Source organism: Cupriavidus pinatubonensis (genome assembly GCF_019602855.1).
Taxonomy (GTDB): domain Bacteria; phylum Pseudomonadota; class Gammaproteobacteria; order Burkholderiales; family Burkholderiaceae; genus Cupriavidus; species Cupriavidus pinatubonensis.
Genome location: NZ_CP080769.1, coordinates 307,690 through 326,364 on the forward strand (window position 1 = coordinate 307,690; position 18,675 = coordinate 326,364).

At 59.7% G+C, this 18,675-nt stretch carries 16 protein-coding genes and 2 pseudogenes; 13 read left to right on the forward strand and 5 right to left on the reverse strand.

Going from position 1 to position 18,675, the window contains the following annotated elements; genetic code table 11:
• Nucleotides 1-34 precede the first annotated feature (34 nt).
• The 3 genes from K2O51_RS33235 to K2O51_RS33245 all read left to right on the forward strand — a co-directional run bounded on the left by K2O51_RS33235 (nucleotide 35) and on the right by K2O51_RS33245 (nucleotide 3,683).
• On the forward strand, nucleotides 35-1,372 hold the full coding sequence (locus K2O51_RS33235) for an MFS transporter (protein WP_220632300.1): 1,338 nt from the start codon (nucleotides 35-37) through the stop codon (nucleotides 1,370-1,372).
• 158 nt (nucleotides 1,373-1,530) lie between these two features.
• A complete protein-coding gene (locus tag K2O51_RS33240; protein WP_245002038.1) occupies nucleotides 1,531-3,081 on the forward strand; it encodes an amidase in 1,551 nt (516 codons plus the stop codon).
• 146 nt (nucleotides 3,082-3,227) lie between these two features.
• Nucleotides 3,228-3,683 (forward strand): carboxymuconolactone decarboxylase family protein, encoded by a 456-nt coding sequence (locus K2O51_RS33245; protein WP_220632261.1) that lies wholly within the window; start codon nucleotides 3,228-3,230, stop codon nucleotides 3,681-3,683.
• A gap of 217 nt (nucleotides 3,684-3,900) precedes the next feature.
• Here K2O51_RS33245 and gorA read toward each other — a convergent pair whose 3' ends face one another.
• From gorA to K2O51_RS33265, 4 genes are all read right to left on the reverse strand, one after another.
• Nucleotides 3,901-5,289 carry a glutathione-disulfide reductase gene (gene gorA, locus K2O51_RS33250; protein WP_220632262.1) on the reverse strand — a complete coding sequence of 463 codons (1,389 nt, stop codon included), beginning with the start codon at nucleotides 5,287-5,289 and terminating at the stop codon, nucleotides 3,901-3,903.
• 175 nt (nucleotides 5,290-5,464) lie between these two features.
• On the reverse strand, nucleotides 5,465-6,364 hold the full coding sequence (locus K2O51_RS33255; protein WP_220632263.1) for a LysR family transcriptional regulator: 900 nt from the start codon (nucleotides 6,362-6,364) through the stop codon (nucleotides 5,465-5,467).
• Between the two features lie 162 nt (nucleotides 6,365-6,526).
• Complete coding sequence (locus K2O51_RS33260; RefSeq protein ID WP_220632264.1) at nucleotides 6,527-7,783, reverse strand: FAD-dependent monooxygenase; 1,257 nt, start codon at nucleotides 7,781-7,783, stop codon at nucleotides 6,527-6,529.
• Nucleotides 7,784-7,861: 78 nt separating this feature from the next.
• Nucleotides 7,862-8,611, reverse strand: coding sequence for a glutathione S-transferase family protein (locus K2O51_RS33265; protein WP_220632265.1), 750 nt, complete (start codon nucleotides 8,609-8,611; stop codon nucleotides 7,862-7,864).
• A gap of 329 nt (nucleotides 8,612-8,940) precedes the next feature.
• On the opposite strand from K2O51_RS33265, the pseudogene K2O51_RS35915 reads away from it, so the two are divergent.
• The 8 genes and pseudogenes from K2O51_RS35915 to K2O51_RS33300 form a co-directional block, all read left to right on the forward strand.
• Nucleotides 8,941-9,160 (forward strand): annotated as a pseudogene (locus K2O51_RS35915) (MFS transporter); the annotation flags it as partial.
• 29 nt (nucleotides 9,161-9,189) lie between these two features.
• The gene (locus K2O51_RS33270; RefSeq protein WP_220632266.1) at nucleotides 9,190-9,510 is read left to right on the forward strand and encodes an MFS transporter; all 321 of its coding nucleotides are present in this window, start codon (nucleotides 9,190-9,192) and stop codon (nucleotides 9,508-9,510) included.
• 28 nt (nucleotides 9,511-9,538) lie between these two features.
• A complete protein-coding gene (locus K2O51_RS33275) occupies nucleotides 9,539-10,630 on the forward strand; it encodes a porin (protein WP_220632267.1) in 1,092 nt (363 codons plus the stop codon).
• A 74-nt stretch (nucleotides 10,631-10,704) separates the two neighbouring features.
• Entirely contained in the window at nucleotides 10,705-11,403 is a 699-nt protein-coding gene (locus K2O51_RS33280) for a fumarylacetoacetate hydrolase family protein (RefSeq protein WP_220632268.1), read from the forward strand.
• Nucleotides 11,404-11,416: 13 nt separating this feature from the next.
• Nucleotides 11,417-12,055 carry a maleylacetoacetate isomerase gene (gene maiA, locus K2O51_RS33285; protein WP_220632269.1) on the forward strand — a complete coding sequence of 213 codons (639 nt, stop codon included), beginning with the start codon at nucleotides 11,417-11,419 and terminating at the stop codon, nucleotides 12,053-12,055.
• 20 nt (nucleotides 12,056-12,075) lie between these two features.
• Nucleotides 12,076-13,119, forward strand: a complete 1,044-nt coding sequence (gtdA, locus tag K2O51_RS33290) for a gentisate 1,2-dioxygenase (RefSeq protein ID WP_220632270.1) — start codon at nucleotides 12,076-12,078, stop codon at nucleotides 13,117-13,119.
• Between the two features lie 18 nt (nucleotides 13,120-13,137).
• Entirely contained in the window at nucleotides 13,138-14,658 is a 1,521-nt protein-coding gene (locus tag K2O51_RS33295) for a fumarate hydratase (protein ID WP_220632271.1), read from the forward strand.
• A 46-nt stretch (nucleotides 14,659-14,704) separates the two neighbouring features.
• On the forward strand, nucleotides 14,705-14,974 hold the full coding sequence (locus tag K2O51_RS33300) for a hypothetical protein (protein ID WP_220632272.1): 270 nt from the start codon (nucleotides 14,705-14,707) through the stop codon (nucleotides 14,972-14,974).
• 128 nt (nucleotides 14,975-15,102) lie between these two features.
• Here the strand turns inward: K2O51_RS33300 and K2O51_RS35410 are convergent.
• Nucleotides 15,103-15,222 (reverse strand): annotated as a pseudogene (locus tag K2O51_RS35410) (peroxiredoxin); the annotation flags it as partial.
• A gap of 873 nt (nucleotides 15,223-16,095) precedes the next feature.
• Here K2O51_RS35410 and K2O51_RS33310 point away from each other — a divergent pair.
• Nucleotides 16,096-17,439 (forward strand): MFS transporter, encoded by a 1,344-nt coding sequence (locus K2O51_RS33310; protein ID WP_220632274.1) that lies wholly within the window; start codon nucleotides 16,096-16,098, stop codon nucleotides 17,437-17,439.
• Nucleotides 17,440-17,577: 138 nt separating this feature from the next.
• Nucleotides 17,578-18,666 carry an aromatic ring-hydroxylating dioxygenase subunit alpha gene (locus K2O51_RS33315; protein ID WP_220632275.1) on the forward strand — a complete coding sequence of 363 codons (1,089 nt, stop codon included), beginning with the start codon at nucleotides 17,578-17,580 and terminating at the stop codon, nucleotides 18,664-18,666.
• Nucleotides 18,667-18,675 lie beyond the last annotated feature (9 nt).

An 18,675-nucleotide genomic window follows, 5' to 3' on the forward strand; every position in this document is an offset into this window, starting at 1 on the left:
TACACACCAACCAAAGGAGAGGTCTGTGTCTCAGATGGACCAAGTTTCAGGGAGCAGGACGGACGGTGCGTCCCTCTATCGAAAGGTAGATATACGTTTGCTGCCACTGCTGTTCATTGGCTTCATGTTCGCCTATCTCGACAGAGTCAACGTAGGCTTTGCAAAGCTTCAGATGCAGAGCGACCTCGGCTTCTCCGACGCCGCCTACGGCATCGGGGCGGGAATATTCTTCGTCGGCTATGTCTTGTTCGAGGTGCCAAGCAATCTCTTGCTGCCCAAGGTTGGCGCCCGGCTTACCTTCAGCCGCATCATGGTGCTCTGGGGTATTACCTCGATGTGCATGGTGTTCGTCAATAGCGTCCCGGTGTTCTACGCTCTGCGCTTTCTGCTGGGCGTCTTCGAAGCCGGCTTCGCACCCGGCGTCCTGTTCTACTTGTCGCGCTGGTATGGTCCGGGCCGCATCGCCGGTGCAATTTCAATGGTTTGGCTTGCGGGCCCTTTCAGCGGAATTGTTGGGGGGCCGCTGTCGGCGTGGATCATGACGGCGTTCGCCGGTACGGCCAGCCTCGCCGGTTGGCAATGGATGTTTCTCATTGAAGGCGCCCCTACCCTTGTGCTTGGTGTCGCGGCCTACTTCCTGCTCGTCGATGGTCCATCCAATGCGAAATGGCTCAACGACATGGAGAAACGTGCCCTGGCCGCGGAAACAAACACGGCTGCAGACCGGCGGCACGAATCTTTTCTCATGGTACTGCGTGATCCCAAGGTGTATATCCTGGCGCTAGCCTATCTGTGCATCATTGCGCCCATCTATGCCTTGAGCTTCTGGCTACCGACAATCATCAAATCGGCCGGTGTCACAAACACACAGGCCCTCGGTTGGTATGCGGCCATTCCTTATGTGGCAGCGGCGTTGGCCATCTTCTTCGGCGGCCGCAGCTCGGACAAGCGTCAGGAGCGCAGAATTCACATCGCCGTGCCGGCTGCCATAAGCTGTCTTTGCTTTGTTGGCTGGTACCTCGCCGACGGCAATCTCGCAGTGACACTGGTATGCGTTACCGTCGCTACCGGCATGATGTGGATGGCCAACATCGTCTTCTGGGCTGTTCCTCCCGCGTACATCAAGGGAAATGCACGAGCGGGAGCCATTGCCCTGATCAATACGATTGGCCTGTCTGGCGGCTTCTTTGGCCCAAGCATCATTGGTTGGTCGAAATCCGCGACTGACAGCATCTACCCCGGGTTCCTGCTGATGGCAGCGATGTTGCTGATGTGTGCGTTCATCATCATGCTCCTGCGCCTGAAGCCTAGCGGGGATACCGCGCTTCGCCACAAGTCGCCCTTGCGGGCCAGCGTGCGTCAAGCGAAGTAAATGCTCCGGGCCAGTAATCACACCTGCCGGTAGCTAATATGAACCAGTCGGGGCGATGCCGGACAAATGTCCCTCGTCGCCCGCGGCCAGAACAGCCAGGTGCACAACCCTGCCGATGCATGCGCTGTCCCGCTGTCTCCCTGAAAGAGAACCTCCACATGAAACTCGCCGAATATACCGCCCTTGACGGCATGGGGCTGCATCACCTCATCGCTACGCGGGAAGTGACCGCAATGGAAGTAGCGCAAGCCGCATTGGCTGCGATCGAGGCGGCTAATCCCCAGGTAAACGCGGTGCTAGATTACTGGCCCGAAGAAGCGGAGATACAGTCCTCCAGCATCGTGAGCGCCGATCCACGACCGCTCGGCGGCGTGCCGATTCTCCTCAAGGATCTCGGCGTCACCATGCAGGGACGCAAGAGCGAAATGTGCAGTCGTCTGGCGATGGGAACCATCGCGAAGGAAGACTCGTACGTGATGACGAGCTTGCGTCAGGCAGGCCTGATTACGCTCGGGCGCACAACCATGCCGGAACTGGCAGTCAGCACGACGACCGAACCTGCGCTGTACGGCCCGACGAGGAATCCATGGAGTCTGCAACATGGCGCGGGCGGATCGAGCGGCGGAGCGGGGGCGGCGGTGGCCGCCGGTATGGTTCCCATTGCGCATGCGACGGACGGAGGCGGATCGATACGGGTGCCGGCCTCCTGCAACGGGCTCTTCGGTCTGAAACCGACCAGGGGACGCGTCTCGAACGGTCCCTACGTGGACGAAGTGTGGAATGGTCTGGGCGTGCATTTTGCCGTGAGCCGAACTGTGCGAGACAGTGCTGCGCTGCTTGATGCGATCCACGGCGGCGGCGTTGGCGAGCCATACTACATTGCCCCGCCCAAAGCCAGCTATCTATCCGAGATCCGGCAACACCCAGGAAATCTGAAAATCGGTTTCATGGTGAATCCATTAAATGCCGCACGTACTGACACGGGGGTCGCTGACGCTTTGAGTAAGGTGGCCAGGACACTTGAGTCCCTAGGTCATCACGTGCATGAGGAATCGCCAGATTTGGGGGTGAGCTGGGACGCCTTCGTGCTATGCAATGCACAAATCTGGGCTGCCAACGCGGCGCTGCGGATCAACGGCATTGCCGCAGCCACCGGTCGAACGGTGGATGAAAAACACCTCGAACCTGCGACGCTCGCGCTCTATCGATACGGCATTGAGATTGGCGCCGTAGAGCTCCTGTCGGCATTACAGGTAAGGAATACGGTCACACGGGCGCTGGGCCGGTTCTTTGGCGACTACGACATTCTGCTGACACCGACACTACCCGAACTTCCGCCTCCAATTGGTGAATATAACCGGGTAGAAACGTCTGTGGATGGGCTTGGCTGGATCGCGCACGTTTTTGACCAGTCACCATTTACCGCGTTATCGAACGTCACCGGAACTCCAGCAATGTCAGTGCCGCTTTCCATTGACCTGCAAGCGGGACTGCCGATCGGGTCGCATTTTATGTCTGGCTTTGGGCGAGAGGACACGCTATTCCGACTCGCCGCGCAATTGGAAGCGGCATGTCCCTGGCGCGAATTGCGACCACCGGTATGGGCAGGATCGGTCATCAACGATGATGTCGATACAGTAACAGCCCTTTCCATGGTCGGAGCTCCCGGGATTTGTTTAAAGAACGGCTCATGGCTTCGCAATCCGTAAGGAACTTCCTCGCACTGGGCGCTGAAGTTAGCTTAAGCGTGAGCGTTATCAAAAGAATGGAGATGACGCTCGCGAAATGCCACCGCAGCCGAAGCCATCCAGGCACAAGGACACATAGCACTATCAATAACAAGTAGGAGTTTGAAATGCGACTGGATTACACGAAAGAATCCCCTGCAGGCGTAAAGGCCTTTGGCAGTGTTTATGGTTACATCATGCAGTCGGGACTCGACGATGTATTGGTCGAGTTAGTATTTCTGCGCATTAGCCAGATCAACGGATGTGCATATTGCTTGGACATGCACACCGGTGACCTTGCAAAAAAGGGCGTCAAGCTCGAGAAGCTCGCACTGGTTCAAGCGTGGCATGAAGCCGGCAAGCTGTTCAGTGACCGGGAGAGGGCCGCCCTGGCATGGGCAGAATCTGTGACCCTTGTTGCCGATACGCATGTTCCGGACGACGCGTTCGAAGCGGCCGTAGCAGTCTTCAGCGAAAAGGAACTGGCCGACCTGACAATGGCCATCAGCCTGATGAATGCATTCAATCGCCTGGCAATTAGTTTCCGCCGCGCCCCAGAAGCTTCGCTCGCGCTCAAGGACTGATTGGCCAAGCACTAGTCGCGGACAGCTTACTGACAGGTCCACCCGATGTTCTGAAGCGGCTCGAACTCCGCGATAACCCTCCATCTGTTGCTTCGAAGGCTTTCATGCTCCGCACTGCGTTGTTAAAGCCGTTTGAAGCCGCCGTTGAAAACGCTGGCATGGCGACGGACGCATCTCGGCGGCCGGCAGCGCCGATCAGCCCGGGCACCCGGAAGACTCAGCCCGCAACTGCAGGAACGTCGTAATCGGGCATGGTGGTGGCGGTTCTCATTGTGACGAACTCCTCGGCTGCCGTGGGGTGGATACCGATAGTGCTGTCGAACTGAGCCTTCGAAGCGCCGGCGCGCATTGCCACGGCAAAGCCCTGTATCACCTCGCCTGCTTCCTCACCGACCATGTGTACCCCGACTACGCGGTCGGTGTCGGAGTCGACCACAAGCTTCATCAGCGTACGTGTCGCCCTCCCACTCAAGGTATGCTTCAGCGCGCGAAAGGTACTGCGGTAGATTGCAACCCGTTTGAAGCGTGCGCGTGCTTTTGCCTCGCTCAGGCCTGCGGTCGCGATGTTCGGATGGGTGAACACGGCCGTCGGAATGGCGGCGTAGTCCATGCGGAACGTACCGCTACCGAACAACCTGTCCATGAGCACGGTCGCTTCCCTCAGCGCGACGGGTGTGAGTTGTACGCGGTCGATCACGTCGCCCACGGCATAGACCGACGGCACGCTCGTCCGAAACCAGGCGTCGACCGCAATGGCACCGTCGGGTGTTAGGGCGACGCCGACATCTTCGAGTCCAAGTCCATTCGTGTTCGGCCTTCGGCCGGTCGCGCAAAGAACGGCATCTGCCACAATCCGCTCGCCGTCATTCAACGTGACGATGCGATGGCCGGCCTCCGCCTGTACCTCACGTACGGTAGCGTTGAACCGAAACTCGATACCATCGGCGTCCATCTCTCCTTGCAGGAACTCCCGGACGTCGTGGTCGAAGCCGCTGAGCAGTCCCGTTCCACGGTGTACCAGTATTACCTCGGCGCCAAGCGCCCGGTAGATCGAGGCAAATTCGCAAGCGATATAGCCACCGCCGATTACCAGCAATCGTCGGGGCACTTGCGGAAGATCGAACATGGCATCTGACGTCATCACCAGTTCCCGGCCCGGGATGTCGGGAAGGCTCGCACTCCCGCCGGTCGCGACTAGCACATGCTCTGCTGTTATCTGTTGATTGCCAATGACAACCGTGTGCGCGTCGGCCAGCCGAGCACGGCCGCGTAGAACCTGGATGCCACCGGTCGCTAGCATATGCTCGTAGACCTCATTGAGGCGAGCGATCTCTGCCGCACGTCGATGCTTGAGTGTGGGCCAATCAAGGCGCTGGCCGGTTGGCAGCGCCCAGCCAAAGCCGGTTGCCTCTTCAAAGGCATGCGCGTAGCTCGCCGCATAGCTGTAAAGCTTCTTGGGAATGCAACCGGCATTGACGCACGTGCCGCCCATGGCGCCTTGCTCCACCAGGGCGACGCGTGCGCCGTACCCGGCGGCCAGACGAGCAGCGCGCACGCCCCCACTGCCACCGCCAATCACCAGGATGTCGACGTCGAAGGCCTGCATGGTCCTCTTATTTTGGTTCTGCATAGGAAGTTCCGTGAGCCGGTCAAACCGGCAAGTGTCGGCGAATGAGTACGCGGAATACCGGGCTGACTATCGTTGAAAGCAGAACTATCAGGCAATACCGTGGAGGTAAAGACGCTGATTAGTGTTTTGAATGACAGCCGCCGCGCTGTGGCTACTTACAGAACAATGCCATGGTGACCCCGCGCAACCAGCGGTTACCGGGGTCACCATGCTGGCTACGGTGCCAGTGCTGTTTCACGTCGTAGTGAGGGAAATCGAAGGGAGGGGCAAGCAGACGCAACTCGGCGTGATCAGCGTAGACCTCGCCGATCGACTGGCTTACTGTGGCGATCAGGTGCGTTGCGGCAACTACTTGCGGGATGCTGAGGAAGTGCGGACAGCATAGCTGCGCATTTCTCTGGATGCCGTTTTCCCTCAGATACCGCTCTACGAGATCATGGGTCCGGCTTTCGGACTGCACGACCGCGTGGGAGGCCCGGCAGTATCGCTCGCGAGTTAGGGTTCTAACGGCGAGTGGGTTGTTCCTTCCAGCAATGCAGACGAAGCCGTGAGTGAACAGACGCTGCTGGTACATGTCCGTGCCGGAAAGGTCTGGCAAGTGCCCCATTGCGAGGTCTACTTCGCCGCGCTGCAGACCCTCGCCGAGTTCGCGCGGGCTTAACGATACGGTCTTGACGCTCACACGGGGAGCCACGCCAGCCAGATGCCGTAGCAGCCGCGGCAGGAACGTCAGCTCCCCGATATCCGACATTGCAATAGTGAAGGTCCGTTTGCTCGAAGACGGATCGAATTGCGGTGTGACAAGGATACGCTCCCGTACCCCGGCGAGCATGTCCTGTATGACCGGTGCGATGTCGACTGCCCTGGCTGATGGCTGCATGCCAGCGTGGGCCTTGACAAAAAGCACGTCCCCCACCTGCTCGCGCAAGCGCTTCAGCGCGTGCGAAAGCGCGGGCTGGCTAAGCCCGAGCTCTTCCGCAGCCCTTCCCAAATGGCGGTGACGCCATAAGGCGTCGAAGATGCGCATCAGATTGAGGTCGAACTGGTCCATCCGCAGAATGCAGCGATCCGCCGCTGAGTCGATGCGCGCCGGCGCGCGCGGAACGGGAGTGTCCGCCAAGATCGCTACCGTGAAAGCCTCATGGTACCAACGCCATCGGGATCCGTGCGGAGCTTAGCATACACGCCGCAGCTGGGCAGTATCACCTCGCTTCTAGGAGGCAGCGGCGACATGCATACCATCTGCGGCAGCATCGCAATCGGGCGACGCATGCCATTGGCGAACATATGCCGGCGCGGTGAACAGCCACGCTAGCCGGTCGTAGTATTCGGAGGGCGTTCGACCCTCAAAGACCGAATTGCGTACAAGACGCTCGACGCCACCAGCGTGATAGATCCGGTCCAGCATCAGCGATGAGATCTGAACGCGTGCCGACCGTACAATCCGCACATCCTGATACCTCTGAAACGCCTGTCCGCAGGCACCATCTGCGGCGTCCAACTCCGTGGCGAGCGAGATCGCATCTTCCAGCGCCATGGCGGCACCCTGTGCAATATACTGCACCATGGGATGCGCAGCATCGCCCAGCAGGGTCACACGACCGTCGGTCCAGTTCGCGACTGGCGCCCGTTGGCGGAGCACGTAGCGCTGGAACACCGGGGCCAGTGATAACACACGCCTGGGCTCGGGGGCCCAATCCGCGAATGCGGCTGCGGCCTCCTCGGGCGACGCCTCGCCCTCACGCACTTCACTGTCACTGGTCCTGACCGTCGCGCCGACGTTGAACTCACTCCAGTCTCGTACCGGATAGTAGATCAAATGTGCATCGGGGCCGGTCCACAAGGTGGGATAGGGATGTTGCAGCTCGCGTGGCATGCGGGATACGGGCACCAGGGCGCGGTAGATCACTGCACCGATTGGCACTGAGTCGCCATCCCCGATCAGCTGTTGGCGGATCTTAGAGTGGACGCCGTCGGCACCAATAAGTGCGGCTCCATGGAGCGTTACACCGGCATCCGTTGTGATTGTAACGACATCTCCATACTGCTCGTATCTGACAATCCTGGTGTCAGTCCTCAGCTCCACGAGAGGATGCTGGTCGCACGCCTCCAGCAAGGCACTATGCACATCGGCGCGATGCGCTACAGCATAGGGGTTGCAGAAGCGCTGCTGGAACTCACTGCCGCACGGGATAACACCTACGGGCTCGCCGCTGATTCCGTCCATCATCAGCATCTGCTGGATCAACAGCGCCTGTCGTTTGATCTCGGCGCCGACGCCAAGCGCATCCAAAACCGACAAGGCATTGGGCGCGACCTGAAGCCCCGCGCCGACTTGGCCGAAGCGAGGGGCTTGTTCGCATACAAGCACCCGAAACCGCTTCTGAGCTAGCGCCAATGCGCATGCAAGGCCGCCAATACCACCACCGGAGACGATGATCGGTAGTTCGTTCCTGCTCATCTTGGTCATTGAAACTTCCTCCACCACAGTTCAATCGACTTACTAACTTCGTGCCGCCAGCCTGAGCCGGCTCGCGGCACGGTTGACTCAGGCTTCCAGCGGGCGGTAGGCCGCCGCGAACCGCTGGGAGTTGTCGGGGATGGCTTCGCGGTAGGCCGGTCGCTCCTTCGTCCGCGCAATCCAGTCCACCAACGCAGGCTTGGTGGACCAGAGGCCCGACAAGTTCAACTCCTCGAGCCGGTCGATGAACGGCGCTGCCGCAATGTCGGCCAACGAGTATTCGCGGCCGCCGAGCCAGGGAGTCTCTGTGAGCCTGTTCTCCATGCGTTCCAGAGCACGACTCATATTCAGGCGTGCGGCTTCCACCTTGGCCTCGTCGATCGGCGCGCGCGCGGCCTTAACAAGCTCTTCCGCGCGCGCTTTGTTGGGATGCGCGTCGACCATGGCAGTCAGCTCGGCATCCGAGCGCTGCGCAAGGTCGGGACTCATCATCAGCGCGAAAGTGGCTGGCCGGATCGCCGGGTGAAGCACATCATCTTCATACTTCACCCAAAAGCGTGCACGGGCGCGCTCGATCGGATCCACTGGCATCAGGCGAACTTCGGGAAAGACTTCCTCCAGGTATTCGTTGATGAGTGTGCTTTCGTGAATCGGAACGCCATCATGAACGAGCGTGGGCACCACGCCGTTTGGATTGAGGGCGAGATATTCCGGCCTGGTGTGTTCAAGCTTCATCAGGTCAACGAAGTTGCTTTCCCAGGGGAGCCCCTTCTCGGCGAGGCAAAGACGGACCTTGATTGAACAGAACGAGCGCCAATCGTGATACAGCGTGAGCATGTGAGTCTCCATGTTCGGTTGAGGTGAGCCGAGCGTACGTCCACGCCAATCTTGCGGTCAATCCACAAGCCGGTGTAAGCGACATGTGTCCGGAACTTTCGGCGCCTTTACAAGCGAAATTACCGCGTCATTACTGGCTCGCGAGGAGATCATTCGACTTCTGAATAACGGTCTTTCCCATTGCGCTATTGCCGCCCGGTCGCACTTCATCGATCGTGCACACCACGACGCGGCACACTGCACAGAACGCCGATCTAAACCTGGGTTATGCGCTTCTGGAGGATGGGTAAGTGAACGCAGATATTTGAAGAACAATAGATGAGTCACCTATGAGTGAACCTCAGACGGTGGCCGTGATCATCCGCATCGTGCTGAACATGCTCGATGGGTTCGATGTATTGGCCATGGCATTCACAGCGGCCCCCCTGGCGTGAGTGGCAACCAAACAGCAAGGAGCTCGGCATGCTGCTTAGCGCGGGGCTGATTGGCATGGGTGCCGGATCAACCTTAATTGCCCCGCTTGGTGATCGCTTTGGCCGTCGCAAGCTCTGCTCATGCTCGGCTTCGGTGCCCACATCATGTCCGTCAAGATCACTATGGGAATAGCCGTGGTACTTGGTGTAGCCCTTACGGCATCCGTTGCTGGAATGTATGCCGCCTCTTTAACGATCTACCCGCTGCAGATACGAGCTACAGGCATCGGCTTTGCGGCCGGTATCGGCCGGGTTGGCGGAATGCTGTCGCCAATCGTGGCTGGGGCGTTGTTGGACATCGGGTGGAGTGTTCCGAACCTGTACTTGCTCTTCCTTCTGCCCATGGCCGGTGCCGCAGTTGCAGTGGTCCTATTGCATGTACAGCTTCCAGCGCCGCGTGACCAACGCCGTGCGACAGTGTTCTGAGAATAACGGCATAAGGAAGAGGAGACCTATGAAGTTCAATAAACTGGCGCTGGCATGCGCCGCCGCCTTGCCCGTGCTCGCCTGCGCGCAATCCGTCACGCTTTATGGCGTCGTCGATTCCGGGGTCGAATACGTAAATCACATCGGTGCCGCAGATAGCAGTGTGGTCCGCATGAACACCTTGTCCGGCACCGTGCCATCCCGCTGGGGCGTGCGCGGCAGTGAAGATGTCGGCGGCGGAATGAAGACAAACGTCGTCCTTGAATCCGGCTTCGCGCCCGACTCAGGCCTCAGCAATCAGGGAGGGCGACTGTTCGGACGGCAGGCATGGATCGGCCTGTCGGGTAGCTGGGGACAGGTATCGCTGGGTCGTCAGTACACGATGCTGTTTTGGGCGATGCTTGACCCGGACATCCTCGGCCCGAATACATTCGGCTCCGGCTCGTTGGATAGTTACATTCCGAACGCACGCGCTGACAATGCCATTGCTTACAAGGGAAAGTTTGGAGGCCTGACAGTTGGCGCGACATACAGCCCTGGTCGCGACACAGTGAACGCTGGGCCGAGCCCGGCGGGCACGAACTGTGCCGGCGAGAACCCGGCCGACCATTCTGCCTGCCGCGAGTGGTCGGCATTGGTGCAGTACGAAACCACGCAGTTCGGCGTGGCCGCTGCCTATGACGTGATCCGCGGCGGATCTGGTGCGTTCTCCGGACTGAACGCCAGTGGAAGATCCGACGAACGATTGTCGCTCAGTGCGTATGCACTAATGAACAGAACGAAGGTCGGTGTCGGCTGGCTGCGCCGCGACAACGAAGGCACTCCCACAGGGCTGAGCGACCTTTGGTATGTCGGCGCGTCGCATGACCTGACCCCGGCCATCAACGTAGCCGGCCAGGTCTACTACCTGCGCTATCACGCCAGTGGTAACAGCGCAATACTGTACGCGCTGCGTGGCGTCTACAACTTCTCCAAGCGCACAGCGGTCTACGGCACGGCAGGTTACATCAACAACAACGGCCAGTTGTCTCTTTCGGTCAGCAGCGGATCGGCCGGAGCCAACCCCGGACCAGGTGCCTCGCAGTTGGGTGCGATGGTCGGCATTAAGCACGTCTTCTAAACGCGGCCTCGGTCCGCCCCACTGGTCTCGCTCACGCTATCTGCGCAGCGAAGCTTACACTCATGGAGTACCAAATGACGTTCGTAGTTCCTCCCCATCCCGCCGTCACGATTCCCGTAGCCAATGGCGATGGATTGTTTCCCGTTCGCCGCATCTACTGTGTTGGCCGCAACTACGCTGCGCACGTACGCGAGATGGGCATGGACCCTAGCCGGGAGGCGCCGTTCTTCTTCTCCAAGCCTACCGATGCGATCGTGGTCGCACCAGGGGGCGCTGGCGCGCAGATCAGCTATCCACCGGCGACTGGAGAGTTCCATTTCGAGATCGAACTCGTGGCGGCAATCGGGCACGCGGGCCGGGACATACCGGTCGGGCAAGCCAATTCGCACATCTGGGGCTACGGCGTCGGCATCGACATGACCCGCCGCGACCTACAGATCGCGGCGCGTGACCGCGGCCGACCCTGGGAACCCGGCAAGGGCTTTGATCAGTCCGCGCCAGTTTCGCTGCTGCATCCTGCCAGCGCGGTCGGCCATCCCGTCGACGGAGAAATCTGGCTGCAGGTCGATGGACAGGACCGCCAGCGCAGCAACCTGAAGAACCTGATCTGGTCGGTCCCTGAGATCATCGCAAACCTGTCGACGCTCTTTGAACTTCGGCCTGGCGACCTCGTCTTCACCGGCACGCCAGAAGGCGTTGGTCCGGTGCGCAGCGGCGATGTCATGCGTGGCGGCGTTGCCGGGCTTACCGATGTTGAAGTGAGCGTAGCCTGAAGGCGGCCGGAGCATGGATCTGCACAACTTCTTCAACAGTTCTGCGGCGTATCGGGTGCGCATCGCCATGGCGCTGAAGAACATCCCCTGGAACCATATCGGCGTGAACCTCCGCGCCGGCGAGCAGAATCGGCCTGAGTATCAGGCGCTCAATCCGAACGGGCTGGTTCCGACGATGCACGATGGCGACCAGACCATCACCCAATCACTGGCGATCATCGACCATCTCGATCGCAAATGGCCTGTGCCGCGGCTAATTCCCGCCGATGGTCCGACTCGCATACGTGTACTGGAGTTCGCGCTGACCATCGCCTGTGACTTGCACCCGTTGAACAATATGCGCGTGCAGAAGTATCTCAGCACCCGCCTTGGTATTGCCGACGCTGACAAAGCAGAATGGGTCGCACACTGGCTTACGGCCGGCTTCAGCGCCTTGGAGCCGTGGTTGGCCGCGGACGGTGGCTGGTGTGTCGGCAATGCGCCCACCCTGGCCGACTGCTGCTTGATTCCGCAAGTCGCCAATGCGCAGCGTGCGGCGTTCAGCCTCGATCCTTTCCCCCGCGTGCGCCGTGCCTATGAACACTGTATGCGTCACGAGGCCTTCCGAGTGGCGGCGCCGAGTGCCCAGCCAGATTACGTATCTGCCCACTGATATCGATGCAACATCCGATCATGACGACCAACCCCGCTCCTGACCTGTTGACCCGGCGCGACGCGTTCTACCGCGAACTGGAACCCCATGCCATGGCCGCCCTCTGGACGCGGCTGCGCAAGCTGATCCCTTCGGAACCCACACCCGCTGGCGTGGCGCACCGCTGGTCATACGCCGCGGCCCGTCCATACCTGATGGAATCGGCGATGCTGATTTCGGCCGAGGAAGCAGAACGACGCGTGCTGTTGATGGAGAATCCGGGCCTGCCAGGCACCTCGTGTATCACCAGCACGATGTATGCCGGGCTTCAACTGCTCCTGCCTGGTGAGGTCGCCCCCGCGCACCGCCATACCCAATCGGCACTGCGCTTCATCCTCGAAGGCTCGGGTGCCTACACTGCCGTGGACGGCGAGAAGACCTATATGGAACCCGGCGATTTCGTCATCACGCCCGCGTGGACATGGCACCATCATGGCCACGAGGGCAACGCGCCGATGGTATGGCTCGATGGCCTCGATATTCCCATCGTATCGTTCTTCAACGGTGGCTTCCGCGAGGAGTTCGATTCTGTCGTGTCGCCGGTCACGCGACCCGCAGGCGATGCACTCGCACGCTACGGCACAGGCCTGATGCCGGTAGGCTATCAGGCGTCCACGTTGAATTCCCCTGTCTTCAACTATCCCTACGCCCGCACGCGGGAGGCGCTGTTCGCGTTGCCACACGCTGGCGCGCCCGATCCCCACACCGGTTACCTCATGCGCTACACAAATCCCGTGGACGGTGGCTGGGCCATGCCGACGATCGCCACCATGATCCGGCTGCTGCCAACCGGCTTCGCGACGTTGCCGTATCGCTCGACCGACAGCACGGTGTTCGTCTGCGTGGAAGGCAGTGGCCATGTGATGATCGGCGATCAGCGGCTCGAGCTCGCGCCGCACGATATCGCGATTGTGCCGGGCTGGAGCCGTTACACGCTGCATGCCAGCCAGGACCTTGTGTTGTTCTCCTACTCGGATCGCGTCGCGCAGGAGAAGCTCGGCCTGTTCCGCGAGCAGCGCTTCTGAAGCGGGGTGGCCGGCATCATGACCACCGTCGTTTCGTATGGAGACTTTGTCGACAGCATCGCCGCGGCCCTGCAGTTCATCAGTCACCATCACCCTCCGGACTATATCCGGCACCTCGCTGCCGCCTACGAACGCGAGGCCAGTGAGCCGGCGAAGCAGGCGATCGCCCAGATCCTGATCAACTCGCGGATGTGCGCGGAAGGCAGGCGTCCGATTTGTCAGGACACGGGCATCGTGAATATCTTCGTACGCGTCGGCATGGACGTCCGGCTCGACGGATTCCCCTCGAGCATCGTTGACGCTGCCAATGCAGGCGTGCGTCGTGCGTACCTCGACCCCGACAATACGCTACGCGCCAGCATCGTCGAAGACCCACTGTTCGTGCGGCGCAATACCGGCGACAACACTCCGGCGGTCATCCATGTCGAACTGGTACCTGGGAACACCGTAGCGGTCGACGTGATGGCAAAGGGCGGCGGCAGTGAGAACAAGAGCAAGTTCGCGGTGCTGATGCCTAGCGATTCGGTCGCGGACTGGATCGTCAGCATGGTGCCGTCGATGGGCGCCGGTTGGTGTCCACCGGGCATGCTTGGCATCGGCGTCGGCGGTACAGCCGAGAAAGCCATGCTGCTGGCCAAGCAGAGTCTGACGGAGCCGCTCGACATGCTTGAGCTCAAGGCTCGGGGCCCGCGGAACGCGTTGGAAGCACTACGCATCGACATCAATGACCGCATCAATGCGCTTGGCATCGGGGCACAGGGCCTCGGCGGATTGACCACCGTGCTCGATGTCAAGATCGCCACCTACCCCACGCATGCGGCGAGCATGCCTGTCGCCGTCGTGCCGAATTGCGCGGCAACGCGGCATGCCCGCTTCGAACTCGATGGCAGCGGCCCGGTCATGCTGACGCCACCGTCCCCCGACCTCTGGCCAGACCTGCCTTTGCCCGATGGCACAGCGAGCCGCCGGGTCGATCTGAACACCCTGACCCGGGAGGAAACCTCCACCTGGTTAGCCGGCGAGACCCTGCTTCTGTCGGGACGCATGCTGACCGGACGCGATGCCGCACACAAGCGGATCGATGAGATGCTCTCGCGTGGCGAACCCCTACCCGTGGACTTCCGCAATCGCATGATCTATTACGTCGGGCCCGTTGATCCTGTGCGTGATGAGGTAGTTGGCCCCTGTGGCCCGACCACATCAACACGAATGGACAAGTTTGCGGACCGCATGCTTGCGTCCACCGGCTTGATCGGCATGATCGGCAAGGCCGAGCGCGGACGGGATGCGATCGGCGCGATCGTGAGAAACGGCTGCGTCTATTTGGCGGCGACCGGAGGCGCCGCCTATCTGATCTCCAAGGCGGTCCGGTCCTCTCGCGTACTGGCGTTTGGCGACCTCGGCATGGAAGCCATCTACGAGTTCGATGTGGAGAACCTGCCCGTCGTCGTCGCCGTGGATACCCACGGCGATAGCGTCCACGAGAGCGGACCGCGCATCTGGCGCATTGCGTCGGGTGCGACGGCCGTCACAGCTTGAGCTCCCGCAGATAACAGCGGCCGGAGAGATCATCACAAATGGATTCATGGATGTCCTTGACAAAAATACCGATTGGTATCGTCATGGCTCCATGAATGAAGCTCAACGAACCCGCCCGTTCATCTTCGAGAAGACAGCCCCGCTCTTCAACGCCAAGGGCTATGCCGGTACGTCGCTGGCCGACATGACGCAAGCTCCGGGCTCACGAAGGGCAGTGTCGACGGCACCTTTGCCAACAAGGAAGAAGCGGCGGTTGCTGCTTTCGATCACAACTGGAATGAGGCGCAGGACGCAGGCCGGGCCGTCATGGCCATGAGAGAAGCCAGCAAGGAGAAGCTGCTGGCGTTGACGGGCGTGTACGAAAACCTGCCTGAGGATTTCCCGGAGGGAGGATGCCCGCTGCTCAACGCAGCCATTGAAGCCCGCCAGAGGAAGTCACCCATGACCGGGCAAGCTGACATTCAGCGGCGCCGCCAGAAAGTAGGCGTCTCCGCCCTGGCCGGGATTCACTTCAGCCTCAACGGCCGCGTCGGCCGGAAGCGCGACCTTGGCCGCCCGTGCCGCCGTGGCAATCAGCAAGTGGTGACGTCCTCGCGATTGGCCTCAGCGTCTGAGTCCCAGCCCAGGCTTTACAGTTTGCGCACCGCTGCATAGCGGCATCCGTGCTAGAGGTGCCACGTGGCGCCGCGGAGTGCCTTGATCAATGTCGCGTTGCTCGGGCCATCCCTATGTGCCGGGCAGGCCGTGATCATCCTCGAGGTTCTGTACCCGCATAGCAATGTGAAACCAATCCAGGATGCACTCACCCCGCGCTCAGTCAAACGTGACGAATGCTATTTGCTGTGCGCACCGGGACTTCCCCTCACTTCTGGTGCCCACTTCTGCCATCACAATTGGCTTGCAGTTTGGATCATTCGATTTCCGAATCACGGTCTTTTCCTCCACGATATTGCGACACAGTCGCACTTCGTCGATTGTGGAGGTCCACAAAAGTCGCAGAGTATGGCCGGCTATCAGCGTGAGCAGGCCCGGTTGTTGGCCAACGCAGGGCTAAACCCTCGTCCACAATATTCAGGAGACAGACGTTGGCCGCAGTCACCACATCTTTGTGTAAAGATCGACGACGCAGCATACGACCTCTGATTAGGAAGCCGGAATGGATGGCAGGTTCCCAATCCGCGGCCACTCTCGGCGCCTGTAACCATACAAGGGCCCTTCACTACGCCATAAGCTGGGACGAGTACCTACGGGCCTGACCAAAAAAGATCGCCAGCACTACAGCGGCCAGCCGAAATCCCAAGTGCGAAGCTGCCCGTTCCCTTATTCCATATGTGCCGAGTCTCACCCTCGGAGGAAACGAGGGAACAAAACTAAGGGCCGCTGCCGCACTTGCTACGCACAAATTAGACAGATCATTAACCTTCAGGAGGATGGGGAGTGAGCACAGATATTCGGAAGACGATCGATGAGTCACCAATGAGCACGCTTCAGACAGTGGCCGTCATCGCATGCATCGTTTTGAATATGCTCGACGGCTTCGACGTACTGGCGATGGCATTCACTGCGCCACATCTCGCCGCCGGGTGGAGACTTAATGGCAAGGAGCTTGGCTTGCTTCTTAGCGCGGGATTGGTCGGAATAGGCGTGGGGTCAGTCTTGATCGCTCCGATTGGCGATCGGATCGGCCGCCGAAAGGTCATCCTGTGTTGTCTTTGCATCATCGGGAGCGGGATGCTTGTGAGCTCGGTCACGCAAAGCGTGCTGGAGCTTGCCGCAGCGCGCGCCTACACAGGGCTTGGAATTGGAGGCATGGTGGCCAGCATCACGGTAATTGGTGGGGAATACGCGTCAAACAGATGGCGCAGCGCTTCCATTAGTTTTCAGTCTACCGGCTATGCCGTGGGGGCTACCGCAGGCGGTGTCATTGCCGCTTACCTGATGTCGATCTGGGGATGGCGCAGCGTCTTCGCATTCGGCGGCGTCGCCACGCTTCTGGCTATCCCGATGGTACTTGCCGTGCTCCCCGAGTCTCTCGACTACCTCCTCACCAAGCGTCCCGCCCATGCGCTTCGAACAATCAATCGGACGCTTGTCAGAATGAAGCGCCCGCCGATTGATACGCTTCCCGAGGTGGCCGACACAACCGAGGCCGCTGAACAATCTGATGCTTGTGCCGCGCTCCTTAAGGCGCCGCTGCTTCATCGGACGCTGGCATTGTGGGCGGCTTTCTTCTGTGTCCTGGGAAGTTTCTACTTCGTCGCCAGCTGGACGCCAAAGCTGCTAGTCCAAGCCGGCATGTCAGCCGACCAAGGCGTTACCGGTGGGGTGTTGCTCAATCTTGGAGGCATTGCCGGATCAGTGCTATTTAGTTTGCTATCCGCCAGATTTGGCTTGCGTCCTCTTCTCATCGCCAGCCTGGTAGCCGGTGGCGTGCTTATGTTCGCCTTCGGGACCCACACCGCCTCTCTCAGCGTGGTGATGGCAATCAGCATTCTACTTGGCGCTGTTCTCACTTCATCCGTCGCAGGCATGTATGCCTTGTCGCTGACAATTTATCCGACCGGAATCCGGACGACTGGCGTCGGTCTCGCGGCCGGCGCCGGACGAATTGGAGCGGTACTTTCACCTCTGGCAGTTGGCGCGATGTTGGACGGAGGATGGTCCGTTCCCGACCTCTATTTCGCTTTCGTCCTGCCCATGGCCGGCGCTGCAATAGCAGTCGCCATCGCTCGCGTAAGTGTTCCCGACTCGCGTGACCGACGTGAACCAGCAGTGTCATAGCTGGTGCACCGGGTGCGTGGCGATATGCGATATAGGCCTGGAAGTTTGATAGCCATTCATTGCTCGGCATCATTAATTTCGCGCATGATGACATTCAATCCATCAAACATTAAACAATTGTATCTATAGGAGACACGGATGACTTCACTGTCAAAGACACCGAATTTTCCCATGAATGCGTGGTATGCGGCAGCATACGATGTCGACGTCAAGCGCGCGCTTCTCGCGCGTACTATTTGTAATAAGAAATTGGTCTTGTATAGGCAAACCGACGGCACCCCAGTAGCGCTGGAAGACGCCTGCTGGCACCGTCTGCTTCCACTGTCGATGGGGCGCCTAGAAGGCGATACAGTGGTTTGTGGTTATCACGGGCTAGTATTTAATTCCAGCGGTCGATGCATTGAAATGCCATCGCAGGAAACTCTGAACCCATCAGCCTGCGTCAGGTCCTATCCGGTGGTGGAAAAACATCGCCTGATCTGGATTTGGCTAGGAGAAGCATCCAAAGCTGATCCGGCGACGATTCCGGATTTCCACTGGAATGAGGATCCTTCCTGGGCCGGCGACGGCGAAACCATTCACGCCAAGTGCGATTATCGTCTGGTAGTGGATAACCTGATGGACTTGACGCACGAGACTTTCGTTCACGTCACCAGCCTGCACCAAAGTGAGCAAGCCGAATCCCCGTTCGAGGTGACTTACGACGACAAGTTCGTCACTATATCGCGCTGGATGCACAACGTCGATGCACCGCCGTTTTGGGCCGTGCAATTGCGCAAACATAATGGCTGGACCGGCAAGGTCGATCGCTGGCAGATTATCCGCTTCGAAGCACCTTGTACGGTCACGATCGATGTTGGCGTAGCGCCCGTAGGAACAGGTGCGCGCGAAGGCGACCGTTCGCAGGGCGTCAATGGTTATGTGCTGAACACGATCACACCAGAAACCGATACCACGTCGCATTACATTTGGGCTTTCTGTCGCAATTATCGTATTAACGAACAAAGCATCACGCAGCAGTTCCGTCAAGGTGTGCGCAGCGTATTCCGAGAAGACGAAATGGTGGTCGAGGCACAGCAGAGGGCGATTTTGGACCACCCTGATCGCGAATTTTACAATCTAAATATCGACGCCGGAGCGCTATGGGCACGGCGATTTATTGACAGGATGATTCAAATGGAAACTGCTATTCATTCGACAGTTATTCCAATTCGCGTCGCTAACTAAATGACGAAT

What these genes read in the sequence shown, in the direction of transcription:
- K2O51_RS33235 (WP_220632300.1), top strand. Translation starts at nt 35, where the DNA reads ATGGACCAAGTTTCAGGGAGCAGGACGGACGGTGCGTCCCTCTATCGA.
- K2O51_RS33240 (WP_245002038.1), top strand. Translation starts at nt 1,531, where the DNA reads ATGAAACTCGCCGAATATACCGCCCTTGACGGCATGGGGCTGCATCAC.
- K2O51_RS33245 (WP_220632261.1), top strand. Translation starts at nt 3,228, where the DNA reads ATGCGACTGGATTACACGAAAGAATCCCCTGCAGGCGTAAAGGCCTTT.
- gorA (WP_220632262.1), bottom strand. Translation starts at nt 5,289, where the DNA reads ATGCAGGCCTTCGACGTCGACATCCTGGTGATTGGCGGTGGCAGTGGG.
- K2O51_RS33255 (WP_220632263.1), bottom strand. Translation starts at nt 6,364, where the DNA reads ATGGACCAGTTCGACCTCAATCTGATGCGCATCTTCGACGCCTTATGG.
- K2O51_RS33260 (WP_220632264.1), bottom strand. Translation starts at nt 7,783, where the DNA reads ATGACCAAGATGAGCAGGAACGAACTACCGATCATCGTCTCCGGTGGT.
- K2O51_RS33265 (WP_220632265.1), bottom strand. Translation starts at nt 8,611, where the DNA reads ATGCTCACGCTGTATCACGATTGGCGCTCGTTCTGTTCAATCAAGGTC.
- K2O51_RS33270 (WP_220632266.1), top strand. Translation starts at nt 9,190, where the DNA reads ATGTCCGTCAAGATCACTATGGGAATAGCCGTGGTACTTGGTGTAGCC.
- K2O51_RS33275 (WP_220632267.1), top strand. Translation starts at nt 9,539, where the DNA reads ATGAAGTTCAATAAACTGGCGCTGGCATGCGCCGCCGCCTTGCCCGTG.
- K2O51_RS33280 (WP_220632268.1), top strand. Translation starts at nt 10,705, where the DNA reads ATGACGTTCGTAGTTCCTCCCCATCCCGCCGTCACGATTCCCGTAGCC.
- maiA (WP_220632269.1), top strand. Translation starts at nt 11,417, where the DNA reads ATGGATCTGCACAACTTCTTCAACAGTTCTGCGGCGTATCGGGTGCGC.
- gtdA (WP_220632270.1), top strand. Translation starts at nt 12,076, where the DNA reads ATGACGACCAACCCCGCTCCTGACCTGTTGACCCGGCGCGACGCGTTC.
- K2O51_RS33295 (WP_220632271.1), top strand. Translation starts at nt 13,138, where the DNA reads ATGACCACCGTCGTTTCGTATGGAGACTTTGTCGACAGCATCGCCGCG.
- K2O51_RS33300 (WP_220632272.1), top strand. Translation starts at nt 14,705, where the DNA reads ATGGATGTCCTTGACAAAAATACCGATTGGTATCGTCATGGCTCCATG.
- K2O51_RS33315 (WP_220632275.1), top strand. Translation starts at nt 17,578, where the DNA reads ATGACTTCACTGTCAAAGACACCGAATTTTCCCATGAATGCGTGGTAT.